20 protein-coding genes are annotated in these 25074 nt (G+C 71.4%); 12 read left to right on the plus strand and 8 right to left on the minus strand.

Going from position 1 to position 25074, the window contains the following annotated elements; all coding sequences use genetic code 11:
• The first annotated feature begins 2 nt into the window (after window positions 1-2).
• Together HD595_RS30095 and HD595_RS30100 are read left to right on the plus strand one after the other, a co-directional pair.
• Window positions 3-482: an NUDIX domain-containing protein gene (locus tag HD595_RS30095; RefSeq protein ID WP_253774845.1), complete on the plus strand. Its 480-nt coding sequence runs from the start codon at window positions 3-5 to the stop codon at window positions 480-482.
• 45 nt (window positions 483-527) lie between these two features.
• Window positions 528-2414: a glycoside hydrolase family 15 protein gene (locus HD595_RS30100; protein WP_253774847.1), complete on the plus strand. Its 1887-nt coding sequence runs from the start codon at window positions 528-530 to the stop codon at window positions 2412-2414.
• A gap of 27 nt (window positions 2415-2441) precedes the next feature.
• Here the strand turns inward: HD595_RS30100 and HD595_RS30105 are convergent, their stop codons facing one another.
• Both HD595_RS30105 and HD595_RS30110 read right to left on the minus strand, forming a co-directional pair.
• The gene (locus HD595_RS30105; protein WP_253774849.1) at window positions 2442-2987 is read right to left on the minus strand and encodes a DUF1707 SHOCT-like domain-containing protein; all 546 of its coding nucleotides are present in this window, start codon (window positions 2985-2987) and stop codon (window positions 2442-2444) included.
• 4 nt (window positions 2988-2991) lie between these two features.
• Entirely contained in the window at window positions 2992-3744 is a 753-nt protein-coding gene (locus HD595_RS30110) for a PadR family transcriptional regulator (RefSeq protein ID WP_253774851.1), read from the minus strand.
• Between the two features lie 317 nt (window positions 3745-4061).
• Here HD595_RS30110 and HD595_RS30115 point away from each other — a divergent pair, with 317 nt between their 5' ends.
• The 3 genes from HD595_RS30115 to HD595_RS30125 all read left to right on the plus strand — a co-directional run bounded on the left by HD595_RS30115 (window position 4062) and on the right by HD595_RS30125 (window position 8728).
• Window positions 4062-4790, plus strand: a complete 729-nt coding sequence (locus HD595_RS30115) for a metal-dependent hydrolase (protein ID WP_253774853.1) — start codon at window positions 4062-4064, stop codon at window positions 4788-4790.
• A gap of 252 nt (window positions 4791-5042) precedes the next feature.
• On the plus strand, window positions 5043-7835 hold the full coding sequence (acnA, locus tag HD595_RS30120; protein ID WP_253781371.1) for an aconitate hydratase AcnA: 2793 nt from the start codon (window positions 5043-5045) through the stop codon (window positions 7833-7835).
• A gap of 215 nt (window positions 7836-8050) precedes the next feature.
• On the plus strand, window positions 8051-8728 hold the full coding sequence (locus HD595_RS30125) for a sulfite exporter TauE/SafE family protein (RefSeq protein WP_253774855.1): 678 nt from the start codon (window positions 8051-8053) through the stop codon (window positions 8726-8728).
• 17 nt (window positions 8729-8745) lie between these two features.
• On the opposite strand, the gene HD595_RS30130 is transcribed toward HD595_RS30125, so the two are convergent.
• On the minus strand, window positions 8746-9516 hold the full coding sequence (locus HD595_RS30130) for a class I SAM-dependent methyltransferase (RefSeq protein ID WP_253774857.1): 771 nt from the start codon (window positions 9514-9516) through the stop codon (window positions 8746-8748).
• A 226-nt stretch (window positions 9517-9742) separates the two neighbouring features.
• Between HD595_RS30130 and HD595_RS30135 the strand changes: the two genes are divergently transcribed.
• The 4 genes from HD595_RS30135 to HD595_RS30150 all read left to right on the plus strand — a co-directional run bounded on the left by HD595_RS30135 (window position 9743) and on the right by HD595_RS30150 (window position 14229).
• On the plus strand, window positions 9743-10852 hold the full coding sequence (locus HD595_RS30135; RefSeq protein WP_253774859.1) for a sugar ABC transporter substrate-binding protein: 1110 nt from the start codon (window positions 9743-9745) through the stop codon (window positions 10850-10852).
• A 61-nt stretch (window positions 10853-10913) separates the two neighbouring features.
• Window positions 10914-11678: an ATP-binding cassette domain-containing protein gene (locus HD595_RS30140; protein WP_253774861.1), complete on the plus strand. Its 765-nt coding sequence runs from the start codon at window positions 10914-10916 to the stop codon at window positions 11676-11678.
• Window positions 11675-12940 carry a sugar ABC transporter permease gene (locus tag HD595_RS30145; protein ID WP_253774866.1) on the plus strand — a complete coding sequence of 422 codons (1266 nt, stop codon included), beginning with the start codon at window positions 11675-11677 and terminating at the stop codon, window positions 12938-12940. Before HD595_RS30140 ends, HD595_RS30145 begins: the two co-directional genes overlap by 4 nt.
• Window positions 12941-12975: 35 nt before the next feature.
• The gene (locus HD595_RS30150) at window positions 12976-14229 is read left to right on the plus strand and encodes an ROK family transcriptional regulator (RefSeq protein WP_253774868.1); all 1254 of its coding nucleotides are present in this window, start codon (window positions 12976-12978) and stop codon (window positions 14227-14229) included.
• 18 nt (window positions 14230-14247) lie between these two features.
• Here the strand turns inward: HD595_RS30150 and HD595_RS30155 are convergent, their stop codons facing one another.
• Both HD595_RS30155 and HD595_RS30160 read right to left on the minus strand, forming a co-directional pair.
• Window positions 14248-15057: a neutral zinc metallopeptidase gene (locus HD595_RS30155; RefSeq protein ID WP_253774870.1), complete on the minus strand. Its 810-nt coding sequence runs from the start codon at window positions 15055-15057 to the stop codon at window positions 14248-14250.
• Between the two features lie 117 nt (window positions 15058-15174).
• Window positions 15175-16023: a neutral zinc metallopeptidase gene (locus HD595_RS30160; protein ID WP_253774872.1), complete on the minus strand. Its 849-nt coding sequence runs from the start codon at window positions 16021-16023 to the stop codon at window positions 15175-15177.
• 147 nt (window positions 16024-16170) lie between these two features.
• Here HD595_RS30160 and dxs point away from each other — a divergent pair, with 147 nt between their 5' ends.
• Both dxs and HD595_RS30170 read left to right on the plus strand, forming a co-directional pair.
• The gene (gene dxs / locus HD595_RS30165) at window positions 16171-18051 is read left to right on the plus strand and encodes a 1-deoxy-D-xylulose-5-phosphate synthase (protein WP_253781372.1); all 1881 of its coding nucleotides are present in this window, start codon (window positions 16171-16173) and stop codon (window positions 18049-18051) included.
• Between the two features lie 64 nt (window positions 18052-18115).
• Window positions 18116-19579: an amino acid permease gene (locus HD595_RS30170; protein WP_253774874.1), complete on the plus strand. Its 1464-nt coding sequence runs from the start codon at window positions 18116-18118 to the stop codon at window positions 19577-19579.
• Window positions 19580-19631: 52 nt separating this feature from the next.
• Here the strand turns inward: HD595_RS30170 and HD595_RS30175 are convergent, their stop codons facing one another.
• From HD595_RS30175 to HD595_RS30185, 3 genes are all read right to left on the minus strand, one after another.
• Window positions 19632-20006, minus strand: coding sequence for an SSI family serine proteinase inhibitor (locus HD595_RS30175; protein WP_253774876.1), 375 nt, complete (start codon window positions 20004-20006; stop codon window positions 19632-19634).
• 218 nt (window positions 20007-20224) lie between these two features.
• The gene (locus HD595_RS30180; RefSeq protein WP_253774878.1) at window positions 20225-22318 is read right to left on the minus strand and encodes a 3-hydroxyacyl-CoA dehydrogenase NAD-binding domain-containing protein; all 2094 of its coding nucleotides are present in this window, start codon (window positions 22316-22318) and stop codon (window positions 20225-20227) included.
• Entirely contained in the window at window positions 22315-23478 is a 1164-nt protein-coding gene (locus HD595_RS30185; RefSeq protein ID WP_253781373.1) for a thiolase family protein, read from the minus strand. Before HD595_RS30185 ends, HD595_RS30180 begins: the two co-directional genes overlap by 4 nt.
• A gap of 280 nt (window positions 23479-23758) precedes the next feature.
• On the opposite strand from HD595_RS30185, the gene HD595_RS30190 reads away from it, so the two are divergent.
• The gene (locus tag HD595_RS30190; protein ID WP_253774880.1) at window positions 23759-24850 is read left to right on the plus strand and encodes a hypothetical protein; all 1092 of its coding nucleotides are present in this window, start codon (window positions 23759-23761) and stop codon (window positions 24848-24850) included.
• Window positions 24851-25074 lie beyond the last annotated feature (224 nt).

A 25074-nucleotide genomic window follows, 5' to 3' on the forward strand; every position in this document is an offset into this window, starting at 1 on the left:
TCGTGACCAGGAACGCGCACTGCTCCTTCTGCGGCACGGCCTTCGCCCCCGGCCAGGCGTGGCCGCGCACCTGTTCAGCCTGCGGCAACACCAGCTACCTCAACCCGCTGCCGGTCGCGGTGATGCTGCTGCCGGTCGAGGAGCGCGTGCTGGTGGTCCGGCGCGCGGTCGAGCCGCACCGCGGGGAGCTGGCGCTGCCCGGCGGCTTCGTGGACCTGGGGGAGTCCTGGCAGCAGGCGGCCGTCCGGGAGCTGCGGGAGGAGACGGGCATCGTCGTCGCCGCCGATGCCGTGCGGCTCCTCGACGTGGTCAGCGCCCCCGACGGGACCCTGCTGGTCTTCGCCCTGGGCCCGCGCGTCCGGGCGGCCGACCTGCCGCCGGTCGCGCCCACGGCCGAGACGACGGAGTGGCTGCTGCTCGACGGGCCGCGGGAGCTGGCCTTCCCGCTGCACACCCGGGTCGTGAGGAAGCACTTCGCGTAGCACCATGGAAGGACAGGACACCCGACGTCCGGGGAGGCCGCCGCCATGGCCACGACATTCGATCACGGTGCATCCGACCACGGGGCATCCGACCACGGGGCATCCGTTCACGGGACCCCGTCCGGGGACGGCGACTCGCGCTACCTGCCGATCGCCGAGCACGGCCTGATCGGCGACCTGCGCACCGTGGCCCTGGTCGGCACCGACGGCACCATCGACTGGTACTGCTGCCCGGCCTTCGACTCGCCCAGCGTCTTCGCCTCCATCCTGGACGCCGACCGGGGCGGCGCGTTCGAGCTGGCCGCCGCCGTACCCGCCAGGACCAAGCAGTTCTACTTCCCCGACACCAACGTGCTGATCACCCGGTTCTTCACCGGCGACGGCGTCGGCGAGATCCAGGACTTCATGCCGGTGACCGTCGACACCGGCGAGGCCGACCGGCACCGGCTGATCCGGCGGGTGCTGTGCGTGCGCGGGGAGATCCCGTTCCGGGCGCGGGTGGCGCCGCGCTTCGGGTACGGGGCGCAGCCGCACGAGCTGTCCCGGCGCGACGGCCTGGTCGTCTTCTCCTCGCCGGACCTGACGCTGGCGCTGACCGCCACGGTGCCCGTCACGTGCGACGACCGCGACGCGCGCGCCGCGTTCACCTTGCGGGAGGGCGAGTCGGCGGTGTTCGCGCTGGACCGGGTGCGCGAGGACGTGGAGCCGCGCGGCTGCCCGCACGCGGAGGCCGAGGACGCGTTCGCCGCCACGGTCGGGTTCTGGCGGCGCTGGCTGTCGGCCTCCCGCTACCGCGGCCGGTGGCGGGAGATGGTGCACCGCTCGGCGCTGACGCTCAAGCTGCTCACGTACGCGCCCACCGGCGCGATCGTCGCCGCGCCCACCACGAGCCTGCCCGAGCAGCTCGGTGGCGAGCGCAACTGGGACTACCGCTACCTGTGGGTGCGCGACGCCGCCTTCGCCGTGTACGCGCTGCTGCGGCTCGGCTTCACCGGCGAGGCCGAGGCGTTCATGGACTTCCTCACCCGCCGCGTCTGCCGCCGCGAGGACGGCCCGTCCGGGCCGCTGCAGATCATGTACGGCATCGACGGCCGCACCGAGCTGCCCGAACGCGAGCTGGCCCACCTGGAGGGACACCAGGGCTCGGCCCCCGTCCGGGTCGGCAACGCCGCCGCCGACCAGCTCCAGCTCGACATCTACGGCGCCCTCATCGACTCGGTCTACCTGTACGACAAGTGGGGCAAACCCATCTCCAGCGACCACTGGGACGACGTCTGCGCCCTGGTGGACTGGGTCTGCGCCCACTGGAACCAGCCCGACGAGGGCGTCTGGGAGACCCGTGGCGGCCGCAAGAACTTCCTGTACTCGCGGCTGATGTGCTGGGTGGCGATCGAGCGGGCCATGCGGACGGCCCGCCGCCGCGGCCTGCCCGCCGACATCCCGCGCTGGCGCGACACCCGCGACGCGATCTACCGGGAGCTCATGCGGCGCGGCTGGTCGCCCAAGCGGCAGGCGTTCGTCCAGCACGAGGACGACGACGTCCTGGACGCGGCCGTGCTGATGATGCCGCTGGTCAAGTTCATCTCGCCCACGGACCCGAAGTGGCTGTCCACCCTCGACGCGCTCACGGCCGACCTGGTGTCGGACTCGCTCGTCTACCGCTACGACCCGGAGGCCAGCCCCGACGGCCTGCGCGGCGAGGAGGGCACGTTCTCGATCTGCTCGTTCTGGTACGTGGAGGCGCTCGTGCGGGCCGGCCGCGTCGAGGAGGCGCGCCTGGCCTTCGAGAAGATGCTCACCTACGCCAACCACGTCGGCCTGTACGCGGAGGAGATCGGGCAGAACGGCGAGCAGCAGGGCAACTTCCCGCAGGCATTCACCCACCTGGCCCTCATCAGCGCCGCCTTCAACCTCGACCGCGCCCTCGGCTGACGGGCGCCCGTCAGCCCCGGGACGAGCTCAGCGGCCGGACTTGCGGCGGATGAGGCCGACCACCATGCCGACGATCCACAGGACGAACAGCACCTTCAGGATGCCCCACCCGCCGAAGACCGCCCCGAGGATCAGGAACACGCCGAGGATGGGCACGAACGGCGGCGGGCCGTGGTGGCGGCGGCCCCCGCGGCGCATGTCGCGGTAGGCGCGGCGCATGTCGCGCTGGGCGCCGTGGACGTGCTCCATCTGCTGCCGGTGGGCGCGCATCGCCGCCTTCCAGTCGTCCATGCCGGGCACGCCGGGCGTACCGGGCGCGGGCGGCCCGGGGTGGACGGCGGGGGAGCCGGGCAGGTCGGCCGTGACGTCCGCGAGGTCGCGGGCGGTCTTGGCGGCCAGGGCACGGTCCAGGCGCTCGTCGAGCTCCTGGTGGTCGAGCCGGCCCTGCGCGAAGTGCTCGCGCAGGGCCTCCATCGTCCGCTCGCGTTCGGCGTCGCCGATGCGGAGATCCTTGGGGTCCATGACCGGGGCCTCCCTCTCTCCGAGCCGGCTGTCCGTTGCGAAGCCGGTCATGCGGTCACTCCTCGCCCGGGTCGCCGTCGGCCAGGATCTGGTAGAGCTTGCGCCGGGTCTCAACAAGAGTCTTACGCGCTTCGCGGATCTGTGCGTCGGATCCGGTCTGGAGAACCTGAACCATCGCGAAAGCGGACTGGCGCGCGATGTCCCACAAGTCGGCCGCGTTGTCGTCGATGTCGGGACGCATCTCGTCCCACGGGGCGCGGATCTCGTCGTTGTGGGACTCGATGTACTGCCGGCCGGCGTCGGTGAGGCGGAAGGTCTTGCGGCCCTCGTTCTCCTCGGCCACGACCAGGCCCTCGTCGGTGAGCTGCTGGAGCGCCGGGTACACGGCGCCGGGGCTGGGCTTCCAGCCGCCCTCGCTGCGCTCGGCGATCTCCTGGATGATCTGGTAGCCGTTGCGCGGCTCCTCGGAGAGCAGCGCAAGGATCGCGGCGCGCACGTCGCCGCGCTTGGCCTTGCGGCCGCGGCCGCCCCAGCCGCGGTGGCCGAACGGGCCGCCGGGACCGAACGGGCCTCCCGGGCCGAACGGGCCGCCACCGCCCCAGGGGCCGCCGCGGCCGAACTCGGGCGGGAACGGTCCGCGCCGGCCGCGATGCCGCTCCTCGTGCGGACCGTGGCGGTGGCGGTGGCCCGCCTCCTCCCATGCTCCTGCCGCGGCCCTGAGGGTGCGGACGGCCTCGCGGGCGGCCCGCTTGAACTCCCGCGCGTCGGGCCACTGGCCGCCCGCGGAGCCTGCGTGTGACATTGCCATGACATGTCCTCCTTTGCGATACCTCGCGACTGTTCGCGATGCTTCAACGATATATCGGAAGAATGTCGTTGGCAACGCCGTGGGGTGAGTGAGGCAGATCACGAAAAAGTCGCGGAATTCGGGAACAGGATCCGGGACGGCGTCGTTGTTCAGGGCAGACGAGGTCGTTCCGCGTCGGCAGGGCTGGGGGGTGCTGTCGCCGTGGAGACGGCCTCGTCTGCGTTTGCGGACCTTCGCGGCCCACCTCAAGGCAGGGTCACGGGAACGTTCCCCGACGGCATGCTCGCCTGTCCCCGCTTTGCCGTACAGTCCGGATCATGATGGGGCACACGCACGCGATGACCGGGGCCATCGCATGGCTGGGGCTCGCGCCGACGCTCGCGGCGCTGCCGATGGTGACGGAGTCGAGCCGGTTCATCGAGACGGGCATCATGGCCAACGCGCTGAGCCCGGCCGAGTTCATCGCCGGGGCGCTCGTCTGCGCGGGCGCGGCCATGCTCCCCGACCTCGACCACCCCAGCGCGACGATCGCCCAGACGTTCGGCCCCGTCACCTGGCTGCTGAGCAAGGCGGTCTGCTGGGTGAGCGGCGGCCACCGCGGCGCCACCCACTCCCTGGTGTTCGCGGTCGCGCTCGGGCTGGGCGCCCACTGGCTGGCCGGCGCCTACCCGATCGGGCGCGACATCCTGGTGGTCCTGCTCATCGGCCTCGCCTTACGCGCCATCGGCATCGGCATCCCCGGCAACAAGATGGGCTCGGCGCTCATCAACGTCGGGCTCACCGCCGGCCTGTACGCCGTCTTCCTCTCCCAGGGGGTGGGGTACGCCTGGCTCGGCATGGCGGTGGCGCTCGGCTGCTTCATCCACGTGTTCGGCGACTGCATGACCGAGCGTGGCTGCCCGGTGCTCTGGCCGATGTCGGTGAAGTTCGTGCTGCCGTGGAAGATCGGCATCAAGACCGGCAAGAAGTTCGAGCAGAAGATCCTCGCCCCCGTGCTCTCCGTCGCCATCATCGGCCTGCTCTTCCTGCGCCTCGGGCCCGTGTGACGCCCGTATGACGCCCGTGTGACGCCCCGGCGGGGCCGGGAAAGCCCGGTTAACTTGATGTCGAGATACTTTCCGGGATATCTTGATGTCGAGACACCGCTGCAACCACCGGTTAGGGTCACCTAACGTGCTGATCAGTCCCGGGGTGCGGCAGGATTCAACTGGGAGCGAATCCGGCATAGCGCGCGCAATGCCGCGGGCAGGCAGCCGCGAGCGTCCCCACGATCACGCAACGGTCTATGGAGGAGGCGAATCACCGTGTCCGCGAACAGCTTCGGCAGCCGTGACACGCTACGCGTCGGCGACGCGTCGTACGAGATTTTCCGGCTGGACGCCGTCGAGGGCGCTGCCCGCCTCCCGTACAGCCTGAAGATCCTGCTGGAGAACCTCCTCCGCACCGAGGACGGCGCGAACATCACCGCCGACCACATCCGGGCGCTCGGCGAGTGGGACCCCAACGCGGCCCCCAGCGTGGAGATCCAGTTCACCCCCGCCCGCGTCATCATGCAGGACTTCACCGGCGTGCCCTGCGTCGTCGACCTGGCCACCATGCGCGAGGCCGTGCGCGACCTCGGCGGCGACGCCTCCCGCATCAACCCGCTGGCCCCCGCCGAGATGGTCATCGACCACTCGGTCATCGTCGACTACTTCGGCCACCCCGACGCCTTCCAGCGCAACGTCGAGCGCGAGTACGAGCGCAACCGCGAGCGCTACCAGTTCCTGCGCTGGGGCCAGACCGCCTTCGACGAGTTCAAGGTCGTCCCGCCCGGCACCGGCATCGTCCACCAGGTCAACATCGAGCACCTGGCCCGCGTCGTGATGACCCGTGACGGCAAGGCGTACCCCGACACCTGCGTCGGCACCGACTCCCACACCACGATGGAGAACGGCATCGGCGTCCTCGGCTGGGGCGTCGGCGGCATCGAGGCCGAGGCCGCGATGCTCGGCCAGCCGATCTCCATGCTGATCCCGCGCGTGGTCGGCTTCAAGCTGAGCGGCAAGCTCCCGGCCGGCGCCACCGCCACCGACCTGGTGCTGACCATCACCGAGATGCTGCGCAAGCACGGCGTCGTCGGCAAGTTCGTCGAGTTCTACGGCGAGGGCGTCTCCTCCGTGCCGCTCGCCGACCGGGCCACGATCGGCAACATGAGCCCCGAGTTCGGCTCCACCTGCGCGATCTTCCCGATCGACGGCCAGACCGTCGACTACCTGCGCCTCACCGGCCGCTCCGAGGAGCAGATCGCGCTCGTCGAGGCGTACGCCAAGGCCCAGGGCCTGTGGCTGGACCCGTCCGACCCCGAGCCGGTCTTCTCCGAGTACCTGGAGCTCGACCTCGGCACGGTCGTCCCGTCCATCGCCGGCCCGAAGCGCCCGCAGGACCGCATCGTGCTGTCCGACGCCAAGAAGGCCTGGCGCGCGGTCGTCAAGGACTACGCGGACGCCAAGGACTTCACGCCCAGCGTGCAGGGCCCCGCCGACGAGGCGTCCGACGAGTCGTTCCCGGCCTCCGACGCTCCCGCGATCAGCCACGACGGCAGCGCCGACCAGCCGCACGCCGCCGCGCTCAACGGCGAGCGGCCGCACAAGAAGGTGCCGGTCACGCTGGCCGACGGCACGTCGTTCGAGATCGACCACGGCATCGTCGCCATCGCCGCGATCACCTCCTGCACCAACACCTCCAACCCGTACGTCATGCTGGGCGCCGCCCTGCTGGCCCGCAACGCGGTGGAGAAGGGCCTGACCCGCAAGCCGTGGGTGAAGACCTCCCTCGCGCCCGGCTCCCAGGTCGTCACCGGCTACTTCGAGCGCTCCGGCCTCCAGCCGTACCTCGACAAGATCGGCTTCAACCTCGTCGGCTACGGCTGCACCACCTGCATCGGCAACTCGGGCCCGCTGCCCGAGGAGATCTCCGAGGCGATCCAGGCCAACGACCTCGCGGTCACCGCCGTGCTGTCCGGCAACCGCAACTTCGAGGGCCGCATCAACCCCGACGTCAAGATGAACTACCTGGCCTCGCCGCCGCTCGTCGTGGCGTACGCGCTGGCCGGCACGATGGACGTCGACCTCGACAACGAGCCGCTCGGCACGGGCGCCGACGGGCAGCCGGTGTTCCTGCGCGACATCTGGCCCTCGCCGGAGGAGATCTCGGCCGTCGTCAACTCCTCCATCGGCCGCGACATGTTCGAGCGCGACTACGCCGACGTGTTCAAGGGCGACGACCACTGGCGCTCGCTGCCGATCCCGACGGGCGACACGTTCGAGTGGGACCCGGACTCCACCTACGTCCGCAAGGCCCCCTACTTCGAGGGCATGCCGGAGAAGCCGGAGCCCGTCACCGACATCGCCGGCGCCCGCGTGCTGGTCAAGGTGGGCGACTCGGTCACGACCGACCACATCTCGCCGGCCGGCTCCATCAAGGTCGGCACGCCCGCCGCGCAGTACCTCCAGGCCAACGGGGTCGAGGTCAGGGACTTCAACTCCTACGGCTCGCGGCGCGGCAACCACGAGGTGATGATCCGCGGCACGTTCGCCAACATCCGCCTGCGCAACCAGATCGCGCCGGGCACCGAGGGCGGCTACACCCGCGACTTCACCCAGGCCGACGGCCCGGTGTCGTTCATCTACGACGCCTCGGTCAACTACGCCGCCGCCGGCACGCCGCTCGTGGTGCTGGCCGGCAAGGAGTACGGCTCCGGTTCCTCGCGCGACTGGGCGGCCAAGGGCACCGCGCTGCTCGGCGTGCGCGCCGTCATCGCCGAGTCGTACGAGCGCATCCACCGTTCCAACCTCATCGGCATGGGCGTGCTGCCGCTGCAGTTCCCGGAGGGCGCCACGGCCGAGTCGCTGGGGCTGACCGGCGAGGAGACGTTCGACATCACCGGGGTGGAGGAGCTCAACAAGGGCGGCATCCCGGGCACCGTGCACGTCAAGGCCGGTGACGTGGAGTTCGACGCGGTCGTCCGCATCGACACGCCGGGCGAGGCCGACTACTACCGGCACGGCGGCATCATGCAGTACGTGCTGCGCTCGCTGCTGGCCAAGTAACACCTGACGCGAGGACGCCGCCTTCGGGAATCCGGGGGCGGCGTCCTCACGTGTTCTCCGCGACTCCCGACCGGGACTCCCACGGCACGCCCATCAGCCCGCGGAGACTCCCCGGCTGGGACTCCCCGCACCGGGCCGCCGTGAGGGGCGGTGATTGACTCGTCCGCGTGACTTCTTCGGAATTAGTGCTCCTTATCGGCTCTGTTGCGGTTTTCGTGGGCGCGATCGTGCAGGGCAGCGTGGGCTTCGGCCTCGGGCTGGTCGCCGCGCCCGTCCTCACCCTCGTCGACCCGGGCGTGATGCCCGGCGCGATGCAGGTGGCGAACATGACGTTGCCGCTGCTGACCCTGGCCGCCGAGTGGCGACGGGTGGACTGGCGCGGGCTCGGGTTCGCGGTCCTCGGCAGACTGCCGGGCAGCGCCGTCGGCGCGGTGATCGTGGTCCACGTGTCGGTCCACGCGCTGGGCGTCCTGGTCGGGGCCATGGTGCTGGTCGCGGTGGTCCTCACGGCGAGCGCTCTGGCCGTCCCGCGCAACGGCGCGACGATCGCGGGGGCGGGATTCGTCTCGGGCGTCACGGGCACGGCCACCGGCATCGGCGGCCCGCCGATCGCGCTGGTCTACCAGCACGCCAAGGGGCCGCAGATCCGCGCGACCCTGGCCATGTTCTTCTTCCTGAGCGCCGCCCAGTCGCTGCTCATCCTGGCCGCGGTGGACCGGCTGCCGGCCCGGGCCCTGGTGACGGGCGGCGTGCTGCTCGTCCCGATGGCGCTCGGCTTCGCCGTGTCGGGGCCGCTGCGGCGCTACCTCGACGGCGGCAAGGTCCGGACCGCGGTCCTGGCGGTGGCGGTCACGTCGGCGGTGGTGCTGATCACCCAGAGCGTGGCGTTCTGACCCGCCGCTCCGGGCGTCTAGCCGGCTTCGAGCACGAAGAACAAGAAGCACAGGAACCTGGTGCGGGTGGGCTCGAATTCGCGGAGCTCCTCGGGGAACAGGTCGCGGGCCTCCGGTGCGAAGGGCGGTTCGCTGATGACGCTGATGCGAAAGCCCGCCGCGGTGAAGGCTTCGGTCATCGCGTGCAGCGGCCGGTGCCAGAAGGTCATCCGGGCGGTCTGCCCTCCCATGGTCCATTCCTCGGTCCGACTGCGGGTCTCGAAGTACTTGGGCTTCTCCCCGGCCATGTGCTGGAAGAGGGTGGTGGAGAAAGGATGGTCGACCGAGACGAGGAGTCTGCCGCCAGGCTTCAGCACGCGTCGCAGCTCGGCCAGCGTCGGTCCCCAGTCCTCCAGGTAGTGCAGCACCAGGGACGCGATGACGTCGTCGAACGCCTCGTCGGGGAAGGGCAGGGGGCCGGCCAGGTCGGCGACCCGCAGATCCGCGTCGGCGCCCAGCCGCTGCCGGGCCTGCTCCAGCATCCCGGCACTCGCGTCGACGCCGGTCACGATGGCCCCTCGATCGCGCAGCTCGGAGAACAGGGGACCGGAGCCGCAGCCGGCGTCGAGAATGCGTCTTCCGGCCACATTCCCGGCGAGCTCCAGCATCGCGGGCCGTTCGTAGTACGCGTTCGCGAGGCTCGTCTCGTTCTCGGCCGCGTACCCCTCGGCGATCATGTCGTAAGCGTTGAGGTGGGAGGGGTTCGCGGTCTCGACGTGATCTTCGGGCGTGGTGGACATGCGGGCCATTCTGGCCCAGCGGCCTCGGCGGCGCGGGCATACGGCAGATCTTGATGGCGCGGAGCTCGCCCGACGTGGGAGGCGGAGGGTCTCCGCCCGGTTGAGGTGACGTTTCTGGATTGTTACTGGGAACAACAAACTGCCCCGCCGGAGGGTCTTCCAATGTGGCCGGAGGCGGAATACGTTGCCGCAAACAACATTCATCCGGGCCCCTCCGGAAGAAAGGACCCTGCACATGCGCAAGGGGATCCTCAGCCTGACCGCCGCGGCCGCCGCGCTCGCCCTCGGTCTCACCGCCTGCGGGGGCGACGGCGGTCAGAGCACGACCGGCGCCTCGGCATCGAGTTCGCAGAAGGCCGCCGGCAAGATCGGCGTCATCCTGCCCGACAGCAAGTCCTCGGCCCGCTGGGAGACGGCGGACCGCAAGTACCTGGAGGAGGCGTTCAAGGCCGCCGGGGTGCAGTACGACATCCAGAACGCCCAGAACGACAAGACCGCCTTCCAGACCATCGCCGACCAGATGATGACCAACGGCGCCACCGTCCTGATGATCGTCAACCTGGACAGCGGCACCGGCAAGACCGTGATCGACAAGGCCCGCTCGCAGGGCGTGGTCACCATCGACTACGACCGGCTCACCCTGGGCGGCGGCGCCGCCTACTACGTCAGCTTCGACAACACCAAGGTCGGCCAGCTCCAGGGCGAGGGCCTGGCCAAGTGCCTGGCCGACAAGAAGGCCGACAAGCCGATCGTGGCCTACCTCAACGGCTCGCCGACCGACAACAACGCCACCCTCTTCAAGGCCGGCTACGACGGCGTGCTCAAGCCCAAGTTCGACTCCGGCGAGTACGTCAAGGGTCCCGAGCAGTCCGTGCCCGACTGGGACAACACCCAGGCCGGGACGCTCTTCGAGCAGATGCTCACCACGCAGCCCAAGATCGCCGGCGTGCTCGCCGCCAACGACGGCCTCGGCAACGCCGCCATCACGGTGCTGAAGAAGAACAAGCTCAACGGCAAGGTGCCGGTCACCGGCCAGGACGCCACCGTGCAGGGCCTGCAGAACATCCTCGCCGGCGACCAGTGCATGACCGTCTACAAGGCGGTCAAGAAGGAGGCCGACGCCGCCGCCAAGCTCGCGGTCGCGCTGGCCAAGGGCGAGAAGCCGGCGGCGAGCGGCAGCGTCAAGGACCCCGAGTCCGGCAAGGACGTCCCGTCCGAGCTGATGGAGCCGGTGTCCATCACGTTCGACTCCGTGAAGGACGTGGTCGCCGACGGCTACGTCACCAAGGAGGAGTTGTGCACGGGCGACTTCGCCGCCAAGTGCACCGAGGCAGGAATCCAGTAACGAAGCTCATCCGGGGCGCGGCCGGGCGACACCTGGCCGCGCCCCTCCCCGAGGGAGACCCATGACCCCCCTGCTCGAGGCGCGCGGGATCGACAAGAGCTTCGGCCCCGTGAAGGTCCTGCACGACGTGACGTTCTCCGCCTACGCCGGCGAGGTGACCGCGCTCGTCGGCGACAACGGCGCCGGCAAGTCGACGCTGGTCAAGTGCATCGGCGGCATCCACCCCATCGACAACGGCGAGCTGCTGTTCGACGGCCGTCCCGTCCAGGTGAACGGCCCGCGCGACGCGGGCGAGCTCGGCATCGAGATCGTCTACCAGGACCTCGCGCTCTGCGACAACCTGGACATCGTCCAGAACATGTTCCTCGGCCGGGAGCGCCGCAGGGGCGTGGTCCTGGACGAGGACACCATGGAGGAGCTCGCCGAGCAGACCCTGAGCAGCCTCTCCGTCCGCACGGTCAAGTCCATCCGCCAGCTGGTCTCCAGCCTGTCCGGCGGCCAGCGCCAGACCGTCGCCATCGCCAAGGCCGTGCTGTGGGACAGCAAGGTCGTCATCCTCGACGAGCCGACCGCCGCCCTCGGCGTCGCCCAGACCGCGCAGGTGCTGGAGCTGGTGCGCCGCCTGGCCGACAACGGCCTGGCCGTCGTGCTCATCTCGCACAACATGAACGACGTCTTCGCCGTCTCCGACCGGATCGCGGCGCTCTACCTCGGCAGGATGGCCGCCCAGGTCAAGACCGCCGACGTGACGCACGCCCAGGTCGTCGAACTGATCACTTCCGGCCGGAGCGGAGACCTCGGCCTCAAGAACGGGGCTGTGGCATGAGCAGCAAGGTCAAGGAACTCCCCGGCGAGGCGGTCGCGGCGGCCGTGCGCTCGCCGTCGATCGCCCACAGCGCCCGCGCCTACACCGAGCGGGTGCGCGCCGGCGACATGGGCGCGCTGCCCGCCGTCCTCGGGCTGGTGGTGCTGTGCACGGCGTTCGCGCTGGCGCGGCCCGCCTTCCTCACCGCCATCAACTTCGCCAACCTCTTCACCCAGGGCGCGGCCATCACCGTGATCGCCATGGGCCTGGTGTTCGTGCTGCTCATCGGCGAGATCGACCTGTCGGCGGGCTTCACCAGCGGCGTCTGCGCGGCCGTCCTCGCGGTCGCCCTCACCAACATGGGGCTGCCCTGGTACGTCGGGGTGCTCGCCGCGATCGTCACCGGCGCGGTCATCGGCACCGTGCTCGGCGCCATCGTGGCCAAGGTCGGCATCCCGTCGTTCGTGGTGACGCTGGCCGCGTTCCTCGCCTTCCAGGGTCTCGTGCTGGTCCTGGTGAACGAGGGCACGAACATCTCCATCAACGACCCGGTCATCAAGGCCGTCGCGCAGCGCAACCTGCCGCCGGCGCTCGGCTGGGCGCTCTACGCGCTGAGCGTGCTCGCGTACGCGGGGCTGCAGGTGGTGCGGGCGCGCAAGCGGGCCGCGCGCGGCCTGGTGGCCGACCCGCCGTCGCTCATCGCCGCCCGGGTGGGCGCCCTGGCGGTCCTCGCGGGCGTGGCGGTGTACGTGCTCAACCTGGAGCGCAGCTTCAACCCGGCGTTCGCCTCGCTCAAGGGCGTGCCGATCGTCGTGCCGGTCATCCTGGCGCTGCTCGTGCTGTGGACGTTCGTGCTGCGGCGCACCGCGTTCGGCCGGCACGTGTACGCGGTCGGCGGCAACGCCGAGGCGGCCCGCCGGGCCGGCATCGCGGTGGACCGGATCCGGGTGAGCGCGTTCGTCATCTGCTCCGCGATGGCGGCCGTCGGCGGCATCGTCGCCGCCTCCCGGGCCAGCTCGGTGGACCCGAACACGGGCGGCAGCTCCGTGCTGCTGTACGCGGTGGGCGCGGCGGTGATCGGCGGGACGAGCCTGTTCGGCGGCAAGGGCCGGGTGCTCGACGCCGTGCTCGGCGGCGCCGTCATCGCGGTCATCGACAACGGCATGGCCCTCATGCAGTACGGTTCGAGCGTCAAATACCTGGTCACCGGCTTCGTCCTGCTCCTCGCGGCGGGGGTCGACGCCCTGGCCCGCAAGCGCGCGGCCGCCGCTGGTCTAAGGTGATCAGCGACTTCCCGTCGTTCAAGGATGCTCAGACGATGCGTGCCGGCCCCTCGCAGGAGGACATCAGGCGCCACAACCTCGGCGCGCTGCTTCGCCATGTCCACCTCGGGGGGCCGATCTCGCGGGCCGAGCTGACCGCGAAGATGGGGCTGAACCGCAGCACCATCATGGCGCTGACCTCCGACCTCACCGCCGCGGGGCTGGTGCGCGAGGAGCTGCCGCGCGAGACCGGGCGGGCCGGCCGCCCGTCGCTGGTGGTGCGGCCGGAGTCGTCGCGGGTGTACGTGTTCGCCTTCGACGTGGGCCCCGACCGGCTGGCCGCGGCCCGGGTCGGGCTGGGCGGGGCGATCCTCGACCGCCGGGAGACGGCGCGCCGGCGCGGGCCGTTCGACCTGGACGAGCTGGCCGGGACGCTGGCCGGTTTCGCCCGGCAGATGCGGCGCAAGACGCGCCCGGACACGGTGTGCGTCGGCGCCGCGGCGGCGGTCTCCGGCGGCGTGCGCAAGGACGACGGCGTGATCATGTTCGGGCCGAACCTGGGCGCGGAGTCGGTGCCGTTCGGTGAGGAGCTGGGCCGCCGGCTGGGCCTGGGGCTGCCGGTGAGCGTGGGCAACGACGCGAACCTGGCGGCGCTGGCCGAGCACAGCCGGGGGGTGGCCGTCGGGGTGCGCGACCTCATCTACCTGCACGGTGACGTGGGCATCGGGGGCGGCATCATCACCGGCGGGCACCTGCTCGGCGGCCACGACGGTTACGGCGGCGAGGTCGGCCACATGGTGGTCAACCCGGGCGGGCAGCCGTGCGGGTGCGGCTCGCGCGGCTGCCTGGAGGCCGAGGTGGGGGAGCGCGCCCTCCTGGAGGCGGCGGGTCGGGTGGCTGCGCGCGGTGACACTCGTGCGAATGCGCTCTCCCACGACGGGGACGGTGCGGGGCGTCAGGGGCGGGACGCCGTGCGGGCCGTGGTGGACGCGGCCGACCGGGGCGACATCGTGGCGCAGGAGGCGCTCAAGCGGGTGGGCGGCTGGCTCGGGCTGGGCGTGGCCAACCTGGTCAACATCTTCAACCCCGAGATGGTGATCTTCGGGGGCATGCTGCGCGAGGTGTACCTGGGGTCGGCGGCCCAGGTGCGCAGCCGGCTCGCGACGAACGCGATGGGCCCGCAGCGCGAGCGGCTGCGGCTGCGCACCTCGGCCCTGGCCGACGACGCGACGCTGGTGGGGGCGGCCGAGCTGGCCTTCGCCCACGTCCTGGCCGATCCGCTGGAGGTCCTGGCCCGCGTCACCGGCTGACTCCCCGGCCCGGGCCGGTCAGGAGACGCGGGCGAGCGATGCCTTCCAGGTGTTGCAGGAGCCGGCCGAGCCGCTGGTGTAGCCGCGGTTCTGCCAGTAGGCGAGGTTGCGCGGCTTGCCGTGCACCTTGCTCTCCTCGGCCTCGCGGACGGCGCCGATCCACTGGTCCCAGGTGATGCCGGGGTCGATGGAGTCGAGCGCGACGCTGTAGAAGACGCCGGCGAAGCACTCGGCCTGCATCTCCAGCCGGTGGCTGACGATGGAGCGGGCGCCGCCGCGGGCCCGCCAGTAGAGCCGGTTCTGCTCGTCCAGCATGCCGGTGAGCTGCTGCACGTGGTGGCCCCACTCGTGGGCGACGGAGTGGGCGATGTTCATCTTGAACGGGTCGGTGAGGTCCCGCTTCATGATGCGGATGGCGACGGTGCGCTGTGCGGGGCAGTACTGGGCGCCGTTGCTGGTGATCCTGCCGCAGACCGACGAGCTGCCCGTCGTGATCGTCACCTTCGGGGAGGTGTAGGCGAGGCCGGCGGCCTTGAACCGGACGGCCCAGAACCGGTCGGCGCAGCGGGCCATCGCCCGGTGGAACGTCTTGAGCGAGGCGGCGCTGCCCTCCCGGATCTCCGGGATGGGGCAGGACAGCGGGGAGGCGGTGCCGGAGCGGTAGATCCGGTTCTCGGCCAGGACGGCGGGGGGCGCCGCGGCCGCGTGGGGGGCGCCGGACGCCGTCTGTGCCGTGGGGGCGCCCGCCGCGGTCTGCGCGCCGGCCGTACCGGGCAGACCGAGGCCCGCGATCACGCAGACCGACGCTGCGACAAGGGGAATACGCACGATCGCGGATACTAGACCAGTTGATGGTGATTTGGTGGGCTGTCTGGGGAAACGCGGGAAAAGCACGGCGCGGCCGCGTCCCCGGGGGACACGACCGCGCCGATGGAGCAGGGCGGGCTAGGCGACCGCGCGGGCCGAGGCGGCCCAGGTGTTGCAGGAGCCGGGGGAGGCCGAGCCGTAGCCGCGGTTCATCCAGAACGCCTGCGAGGAGCCCTTGCCGTGGTCGTTCTGCGGCCAGGCCTTGGCGCCGTTCTTGCGGAACCAGTCGACCGTGTAGTCCCACTGCGCGGGGTCGATCGGGAGGGTGTCCTCGATCGTGCGCATGAAGACGGAGGAGAAGCACTCGGCCTGCAGCTCGGAGCGGCGCGAGAGCTGGAGCTGGCCCGCCTTGGAGGCGCGGGCGCGGGCCGGCCAGTAGTAGCTCCAGATGCCGGAGATGTTCTGCACGTGGTGCCCGTACTCGTGCGCCATCAGACGGGTGATGCCCAGCGCGAACGGGTCACGCAGCTGCGTCTTGGTCACCAGCATGTACATGGTGCGGTCGGTGGAGCAGTAGATGCCGTCGGCGCCCGGGCTCCACGGGCCGCACGGCGTGCGCAGCTTGCGGGTGATGATGCGCAGGCGCGGCTTGCTGAAGGGCAGCTTCGCCTTGCGGAACTGGGTGGACCACGAGGCGTTCAGGCAGTTCGTCACACGGGTCAGGAAACGCTTGTACGCGGCGGTGCTGCCCTTGGGCAGGCCGCCGGGAGAACAGTGGGAGTCGGCCAGGGTGCCCGTCCTGTACAGCGGGTTGGCCGTGGCGGCCATCCGGCCGCGCGGCGGCGCGGCGAGCGTCTGGGCCGTCTGCGCGGGGGCCTGGGCCTGCTGTCCGGAGGAAGCGACGGGTTCGGTCTGGGCTGACGCCGTGCCCACACCCACCAGCGAGACGAGAACGCCGGTGGCCAGGACAGTCGTCAGTTTCCGCATGGGGAGAGTGTTCATAGTGTAGGCAAGACTAGGTCAAGATCGGACAAATGCGTGTGGATTTGACTCGATGGAGTCAGCGGGACGTCCACGAACTAGACTTCAAGCCACTGGTGCCAAGAAGCAGAGGGGATCGCATCCGTGAGCGGGTTGCTGGGCTCGGTTGAGGGACCGCACGACGTCAAACGGCTCGATGTCGAGGAGCTGCCGAGGCTGGCGAACGAGATCCGCGACCTGCTCGTCGACTCCTGCTCGCGCTTCGGCGGGCATCTCGGGCCCAATCTCGGCGTGGTCGAGCTGACCATCGCCCTGCACCGGGTCTTCGACTCCCCGCGCGACCCGATCATCTGGGACACCGGCCACCAGGCGTACGTCCACAAGCTCCTGACCGGCCGCATGGCCGGCTTCGGCGCGCTGAAGCAGGAGGGCGGCCTGTCCGGCTACCCGAGCCAGGCCGAGTCCGAGCACGACTTCGTGGAGAACTCCCACGCCTCGACCGCGCTGTCCTACGCCGACGGCCTGGGCAAGGCGTTCAAGCTGCGCGGCGAGCGCGACCGCACGGCCGTCGCCGTGATCGGCGACGGGGCGCTGACCGGCGGCATGGCCTGGGAGGCGCTCAACAACATCGCCGCGGTCAAGGACCTGCCGGTCGTCATCGTCGTCAACGACAACGGCCGCTCCTACTCGCCGACCATCGGCGGGCTCGCCTCCCACCTGGCCAAACTGCGGGTCACCCGCCGCTACGAGGACTTCCTCGAGTACGTCAAGGAGAAGATCGGCAACGTCCCGGTCCTGTACGACGCCCTGCACGGCTTCAAGAAGGGCGTCAAGGACATCCTCGCCCCGCAGGTGATGTTCGAGGACCTCGGCCTGAAGTACGTCGGCCCCATCGACGGCCACGACGAGCAGGCCATGGAGGCCGCGCTGCGCACCGCCCGCGACTTCCGCGGCCCGGTCATCGTCCACGCCCTCACCCAGAAGGGCCGCGGCTACTCCCCGGCCGAGAACCACGACGAGGACCAGTTCCACTCGCCCGGCGCCTTCGACCGGGTCACCGGCGCCGAGAAGCCCAAGGGCCGCATCTGGACCGACGTCTTCAGCGAGGAGCTGGTCCGGCTCGGCAAGGACCGCGAGGACATCGTCGCGATCACCGCCGCCATGCTCCACCCGACCGGCCTGGCCGCCTTCCGCGACGCCTTCCCCGCGCGCACCTACGACGTCGGCATCGCCGAGCAGCACGCGCTGACCAGCGCGGCCGGGCTGGCGCTCGGCGGGCTGCACCCGGTCGTGGCCGTCTACGCCACCTTCCTCAACCGCGCCTTCGACCAGCTCCTCATGGACGTCGCCCTGCACCGGCTGCCCGTCACCGTGGTGCTCGACCGGGCGGGCGTCACCGGCGACGACGGCGCCAGCCACAACGGCATGTGGGACCTGTCGATCCTGCAGGTCGTGCCCGGCCTGCGCATCGCCGTGCCGCGCGACGGCGAGCGCCTGGCCGAGCTGCTGGAGGAGGCCGTGTCGGTCACCGACGGCCCCACGGTCGTCCGCTTCCCCAAGGGCCCGGTGGCCGAGCCGGTCGAGGCGGCCGGCAAGCTCGGCGAGATGGACGTCCTGCGCGCCGGTGACGCCGACGTGCTCATCGTCGCCGTCGGCCCGATGGCCCGGGCCTGCCTGGACGCCGCGGTGCTGCTCGACGCCCAGGGCATCTCGGCCACCGTCGTCGACCCGCGCTGGGTCAAGCCGCTCGACGAGGCCCTGGTGCTCGCGGCCGGCGCCCACCGCATGGTCGCGGTCGTCGAGGACAACGGCCGCGTCGGCGGCGTCGGCGACGCGGTGGCCCGGCTGCTGCGCGACGCCGACGTGGACGTGCCGGTCCGCACGTTCGGCATCCCGCAGGAGTTCCTGGAGCACGCCAAGCGGGCCGTGATCCTCGGCCGCGTCGGACTCACCGGGCAGGACCTCGCCCGCCAGATCACCGAGGCGGTCGCCCGCCGCGACCAGCAGGTCAGGAGCCCCTCCACCCGCAACTGAGGGTGGCGCCGCCTCGTGCGATCAGGAAAGCATGATGCCCGCGAGGGTGGGCAAGGTCACACTCGTGGACATCCTTCGCACGAAAACGGTTGAGCAGTCCATCAGCGACACCGAGGCACCGGAGCATCGGCTGCGCAAACGCCTGACCGCCGTCGACCTGACCGTCTTCGGCATCGGCGTGATCGTCGGCACCGGTATCTTCGTGCTGACCGGACAGGTGGCCAAGCAGACGGCCGGACCGGCCGTGGCCATCTCCTTCGTCGTCTCCGCGATCGTCTGCGGCCTGGCGGCGCTGTGCTACGCGGAGTTCGCCTCCACCATTCCGGTGGCGGGCTCGGCGTACACCTTCTCCTACGCCACCCTCGGCGAGCTGCCGGCCTGGATCATCGGCTGGGACCTCATGCTGGAGATGGCGCTGGCGGCCGCGGTGGTCGCGGTCGGCTGGTCGGGCTACTTCGCGTCGCTGATGTCCTCGATCGGCCTGCCGCTGCCCGCCGCCATCGCCGGCGACGACCCGGTGGTGAACCTGCCGGCCATGATCGTGGTGCTCCTCCTCACCGCGATCCTGGTGGCCGGCATCAAGCTGTCCTCCCGGGTCAACCAGGTCATCGTGGCGATCAAGGTCGCGGTGATCCTGCTCGTCATCGTGGCCGGGCTGTTCTACATCAACTCGGCCAACTACACGCCGTTCATCCCGCCGGCGCAGGCCACCGAGCAGGTCGCCGGGCTCAAGGCGCCGCTGATCCAGGTCCTGTTCGGCATCACGCCCGTCGCGTACGGCGTGATCGGCATCTTCTCGGCCGCCGCGGTCGTGTTCTTCGCGTTCATCGGCTTCGACATCGTCGCCACCGCCGCCGAGGAGACCATCAACCCGCAGCGCGACATGCCGCGCGGCATCATCGGCTCGCTGGCCATCTGCACGGTCCTGTACGTGGCCGTCTCGCTGGTCGTCGTCGGCATGCAGAACTACAAGCAGCTCAGCACCTCGGCGCCGCTCGCCGACGCCTTCACCGCGGTCGGCCAGAAGTGGGTGGCCGGGCTGATCAGCATCGGCGCCATCGCCGGGCTCACCACCGTGGTCATGATCCTCATGCTGGGGCAGACCCGGGTGCTGTTCGCCATGTGCCGCGACGGGCTGCTGCCCCGCCCGCTGGCCAAGGTCCACCCGCGCTTCGGCACCCCGGCCCGGCTGACCGTCATCATCGGCGTCGTCTCGGCGCTGCTGTCCGGGTTCATCTCGCTGGGCGCGCTGGCCGAGCTGGTCAACATCGGCACGCTGTTCGCGTTCGTGGTCGTGTCGGCCGGTGTGATCATCCTGCGGCGCACGCGGCCCGACCTGCCCCGCGCGTTCCGCACGCCGCTGGTGCCGGTGCTGCCGATCCTGTCGGTGCTGGCCTGCTTCTACCTCATGCTCAACCTGCCGGTCGAGACGTGGCTGCGGTTCCTCATCTGGATGGTCATCGGCGCGGTGCTGTACTTCACCTACGGCTTCCGCCACAGCCGCGTCACGGCGCGGCAGACCCCCTAGCGCGGATGTGGGGCCGGTGCTCCCGGCCCCACACCTCAGTCGGGCGCGCCCGTCAGAAGGCGAACACCCCGTCGCCCGCCGCCTTGGCCCGGCACCGGTTGGCGAACGTCGAGTGCAGGGCGACGTTGCGCCCGCGCCAGTTGCCCTCCACCGACACCCTGTACGGCTCGGAGGTCAGCGGGCAGGTGCCGTTGGAGCGGCGCAGCGCCGACAGCCGCCCCTCGACCGCGCGCAGCCGGTCGCAGGCCACCTCGGGGCTCGGGTGGTCGCCGCCGTCCGGGTCGCATTCCAGCTCGTACGTCGTGGGCGCGTGGCCGTGCTGCGTCACCGTGATCCGCAGGGACGCCCGCGAGTGCGCCGCCATGGCCGGCAGGGCGGCCGCCATCAGGAAGGCCCCGCACAGCGCGGTTACCTTGAGCGATCTCATGCCTGTCCTCTCCGTCGAGGGCACGGCCCGCCCGGATCGCGACCCGCGTGAGAGGTGTGACCGGAGGGGCTGATGTGCCGTCCGTGCACTCGTGTCGTACCCGGCGGCCCCGACGGCGGCGGCCATGGATCGTCCCCGATTCGACCATGTGATGGGGCCGACCGGCAAAGGACGCAGAAAAGGGGACCCGCCCCCGCGGGTCCCCTTCATGCTTCTGGTCAGGCGGGCACGGAGGCCACGCCCGGCGGCAGGAAGCGAGGCCGGGCGAACCCGGCGCGATCCAGCAGCGGCGTGACGCCACCCAGGTGGAACGGCCAGCCCGCGCCCAGGATCATGCACAGGTCGATGTCCTGCGGGGCCGCCACCACGCCCTCGTCCAGCATGATCCGGATCTCCTCGGCCAGCGCCTCCAGCACCCGCCGCCGCACCTCCTCGGCGCTGGACGGGGCCTCGCCGCCCGCGAAGAGCGCCACGGCCTCCGGGTCGAGCGAGAAGTCCGGCGCGTACACGCCGGGCCTGCCCGAGGCGACCAGCTTCGCCATGCCCTCCGAGACGCCGAACCGCTCGGGGAAGGCCGCGTGCAGCGTCTCGGCCACGTGCAGCCCGACCGCCGGGCCGACGAGCTGCAGCAGCGCGAACGGCGTCATCGGCAGCCCGAGGTCGTCCAGCGCGTGCTCGGCCACCTCCAGCGGCGTGCCCTCGTCCACGGCCGCGATGACCTCGCCCATGAACCGGGTGAGCAGCCGGTTGACCACGAACGCCGGGGCGTCCTTCACCAGCACCGACGACTTCTTCAGCGCCTTGCCGACGGCGAACGCGGTGGCCAGCGTCGCGTCGTCGGTCGACGCCCCCCGGATGATCTCCAGCAGCGGCATCACCGCCACGGGGTTGAAGAAGTGGAAGCCGACCAGCCGCTCCGGGTGCGCCAGATCGGCGCCCATCTCGGTCAGCGACAGCGACGAGGTGTTGGTGGCCAGCACGCACTCGGCCGGCACCACCGCCTCGACCTCGGCGAACACCTTCTTCTTGACCGCCATGTCCTCGAAGACCGCCTCGATGACGAAGTCGGCGTCCGCGAACGCGTCCTTGGTCAGCGACCCGGTCACCAGCGCCTTGAGCCGGTTGGCCTGGTCGGCCGAGACGCGGCCCTTGGCCAGCAGCTTGTCCACCTCGGCGTGGACGTAGCCGACGCCCTTGTCCAGCCGCGCCTGGTCGAGGTCCGTCAGGACGACCGGCACCTCCAGGCGGCGGGCGAACAGCAGCGCCATCTGCGAGGCCATCAGCCCCGCGCCGACCACGCCGACCTTGGTCACCTTGCGCGCCAGCGACCTGTCCGGGGCGCCGGCCGGCCGCTTGGCCCGCCGCTGCACCAGGTCGAAGGCGTACAGGCCGGCCCGCAGCTCGTCACCCATCAGCAGGTCGGCCAGCGCGTCGTCCTCGGCGGCGAAGCCCTCGTCGCGCGAGGCCGTGCGGGCCAGCGCCACCAGGTCCAGCGCCCGGTACGGCGCCGGGGAGGCGCCGCGCAGCTTCATGTCCACGAGGAAGCGGGCGTCGGCGACCGCCTTGTCCCAGTCGTCGCCGTCACGCGACGGCCGCTCCACCGTGACCTCGCCCTTGACGACCCGGGCCGCCCAGCGCAGCGACTCCTCCAGGAAGTCGGCCGGCTCGAACAGGGCGTCCGCGACGCCCAGCTCGTACGCCTGCGCGCCCTTGATCATGCGGTTCTGCGACAGCGGGTTCTCGATGATCAGCTTGATCGCGTTCGCCGGGCCGACCAGGCGCGGCAGGAGCTGCGTGCCGCCCCAGCCCGGCACCAGGCCGAGGAAGCACTCCGGCAGCGCGACCGCCGGGACACCCGAGGAGATCGTCCGGTACGCGCAGTGCAGCGCGATCTCCAGGCCGCCGCCCATGGCCGCGCCGTTGACGAACGCGAACGACGGGATGCCCAGCTCGCCCAGCCGCCGGAACACGTGGTGGCCGAGCGCGCCGATCGCGTGGGCCTCCTCGCGCGAGGCGACCGAGGCGGCGCCCTTGAGGTCGGCGCCCACGGCGAAGATGAACGGCTTGCCCGTCACGCCCACCGCCACCAGGTCGTTGCGGGCCGCGATCTCCGACAGCGCGCCGTTGAGGGCGAACAGGCCGTGCGGCCCGAACGTGTTGGGCTTGGTGTGGTCGAAGCCGTTGTCCAGCGTGATGAGCGCCATCGTGCCGGCGCCGTACGGCAGCTCGACGTCGCGGACGAGCGCCTTGGTGACGACCTCGTCGGTGCTGCGCTCGCTCAGCAGGGCGCGCCAGGTGTCGATGTTCGTCATGCCAGGTTCTCCCAGATCACGGTGCCGCCCATGCCCATGCCGACGCACATGGTGGTGATGCCGTAGCGCACGTCGGGGCGCTCGGCGAACTGGCGGGCGAGCTGCGTCATCAGCCGCACGCCCGAGGAGGCCAGCGGGTGGCCGAAGGCGATCGCGCCGCCGTACGGGTTGACCCGGGGGTCGTCGTCGGCGATGCCGAAGTGCTCCAGGAACGCGAGCACCTGCACCGCGAACGCCTCGTTGATCTCGAACAGCCCGATGTCGGAGATCGACAGCCCGGCCAGCCGCAGCGCCCGCTCCGTGGACGGGATCGGGCCGACGCCCATGACCTCGGGGTCCACGCCGGCGAACGCGTACGACACCAGCCGCATCTTTGCCGTCAGCCCCAGTTCCTCGGCGACGTCGCGGGCCGCCACGAGACAGCCGGTGGCGCCGTCGTTGATGCCGGAGGAGTTGCCCGCCGTCACGTGCCCGTGCGGCCGGAACGGCGTCTTCAGCGCGGCCAGGCCCTCCAGGGTGGTGCCGGGGCGCGGCGCCTCGTCCTCCACCGCGAGGCCCCAGCCCTTCTCGGCCGTCCTGATCGCGGTCGGCACCAGGTCGGGCTGGATCTTGCCGTCCGCGTACGCCTTGGCCACCTTCTCCTGCGACAGCACCGCGTACGCGTCGGCGCGCTCCTTGCTGATGGCCGGGTAGCGGTCGTGCAGGTTCTCGGCCGTCATGCCCATGACGAGCGCGCTCGGGTCGACGAGCTTCTCCGACAGGAAACGCGGGTTGGGGTCGACGCCCTCGCCCATCGGGTGGCGGCCCATGTGCTCGACGCCGCCCGCGATGGCCACGTCGTACGCGCCGAACGCGATGCCGCCCGCGACCGTGGTGACGGCGGTCATCGCGCCCGCGCACATGCGGTCGATGGCGTAGCCCGGCACGGACTTCGGCAGCCCGGCCAGCACCGCCGCCGAGCGGCCGATGGTCAGGCCCTGGTCGCCGATCTGGGTGGTCGCGGCGATCGCGACCTCGTCCACGCGTTCCGGCGGCAGGGCCGGGTTGCGCCGCATGAGCTCGCGGATGACGCGGACGACCAGGTCGTCGGCGCGGGTCTCCGCGTACAGCCCCTTCGGCCCCGACCGGCCGAAGGGGGTGCGCACGCCGTCGACGAACACGACGTCACGAGAGGAAGGCACGGGGTTCGCTCCTCGATGCTGGACTGCTGTCGCGCCTATGCTACTCGTCGGTAACTAGGGCGTGGACGCGGGCGGGCGGGAGTCGTGAAACTCCTGGTGCATATGAGGTTGAAAACAATCTCCGAGCATGCTGTGAAATTTCCGGACAAAGATGGGTCGAGTCTGTTAGGAAAGGTCGCGCACAGTTATGCACTAGAGAGGTCACAGAGTGTCGCGCGACGAGAACGATAGGTCGTACGAGGACGGTCAGGCACGGCCGATGAACCCGGAGCTGACCGGCGACGTGCTGTCACCTCGGTACAGCAACGACGACACGGACGAGCAGCCCGCCATCGTGGTCTCGGGCAACGAGACGTACATCATGCCGGCCGACGCCGCCCCGGAGGGCTCCGCCGCGTACCCGGCGCAGGACGGTACGTCGTCGTACGTCCCGCAGGACGGTGTGCCCGCGCACGCCGCGCAGGAGGGGACGGCGGCCACGTACGCCGACCTCCAGCCCGCCGACGACCGTTACGCGGACGCCGAGAGCGGCGCGCACCGCTACGCGGACGCGGAGAGCGGGGCGCACCGCTACGCGGACGCCGACAGCGGCGCCCACCGGTACGCCGGCGAGGCGGACGGCTACGCCGACGCCGACAGCGGCTCCCACCGCCTCCAGGACGCCGGCGACCACGACGACGCCGCCTACCTTCCCCTCGACAAGGGCTACGAGGGGACCCACGGCGAGGAGGGCGGCGACTCGCGGCGCGGCTTCCTCGGCTCCGGCTGGACCGACACGAGCGCCGACTCCGGCGCCGGGGACAAGGAGGTGCGCCGCCGTACCAAGGTGCTGGTGGCCGCCGCGGCCGCCGTCGTCGTGCTCGGCGCCGGCGCGGGCTGGATGCTGACCGGCACCTCCTCCGACGACCCCTGCGCGACGGAGCGCTGCGCCAGCGCCGGCCGCGTCAGCGCGCCGCCCGCCGAGAAGGCCACCCCCGAGTCCGAGGCGACCGGCGAGGCCACCGACGAGCCGGAGGATTCCGCGACGCCCGAGCGGACCACGTCCCGCACCGCCGCCCCCACGCCGACCGCCGTGAAGGTCCGCGTCACGCGCACGCCCGAACCGCGCGTCACGCGCACCCGCGCCAGTCAGCCGACGACCCGCGCCACCACCAGGGCCACCCGGCAGCCGACGACCGTCGACGACGACACGACGCGCGCCGACGAGGTGGGCACGAAGACGTCCGAGCAGCCGCGCCAGCAGCCCACCGCGGACGCGACGACCCAGGCGCCCGCCACCACCCAGGCGCCCGCCCCCGCCCCGACGGAGACCTCGAAGGGGATCTTCGACGTCCTCTTCCCGTGGGCCTGACGCCGCTGCGCCGAGCCGACCGACCTGTCGGCCCGACCGACTTGCGGGGAGAACCGGCTCGCGGGCAGGACCGGCCACGGAGAAAGGCGGCTCGGGAGCAGGACCGGCCATGGGGAGGACCGGCTCGCGGGCGGAGGAGCGGACCGTAGGGTGGAGAACCGGCCTCTTGCGCAGACAGCCGGCCTGCCTGCTGAGCGGAGCGAGCCGACCTGTTGAGCCGACCG

Source organism: Nonomuraea roseoviolacea subsp. carminata, assembly GCF_024172185.1.
GTDB lineage: Bacteria > Actinomycetota > Actinomycetes > Streptosporangiales > Streptosporangiaceae > Nonomuraea > Nonomuraea roseoviolacea.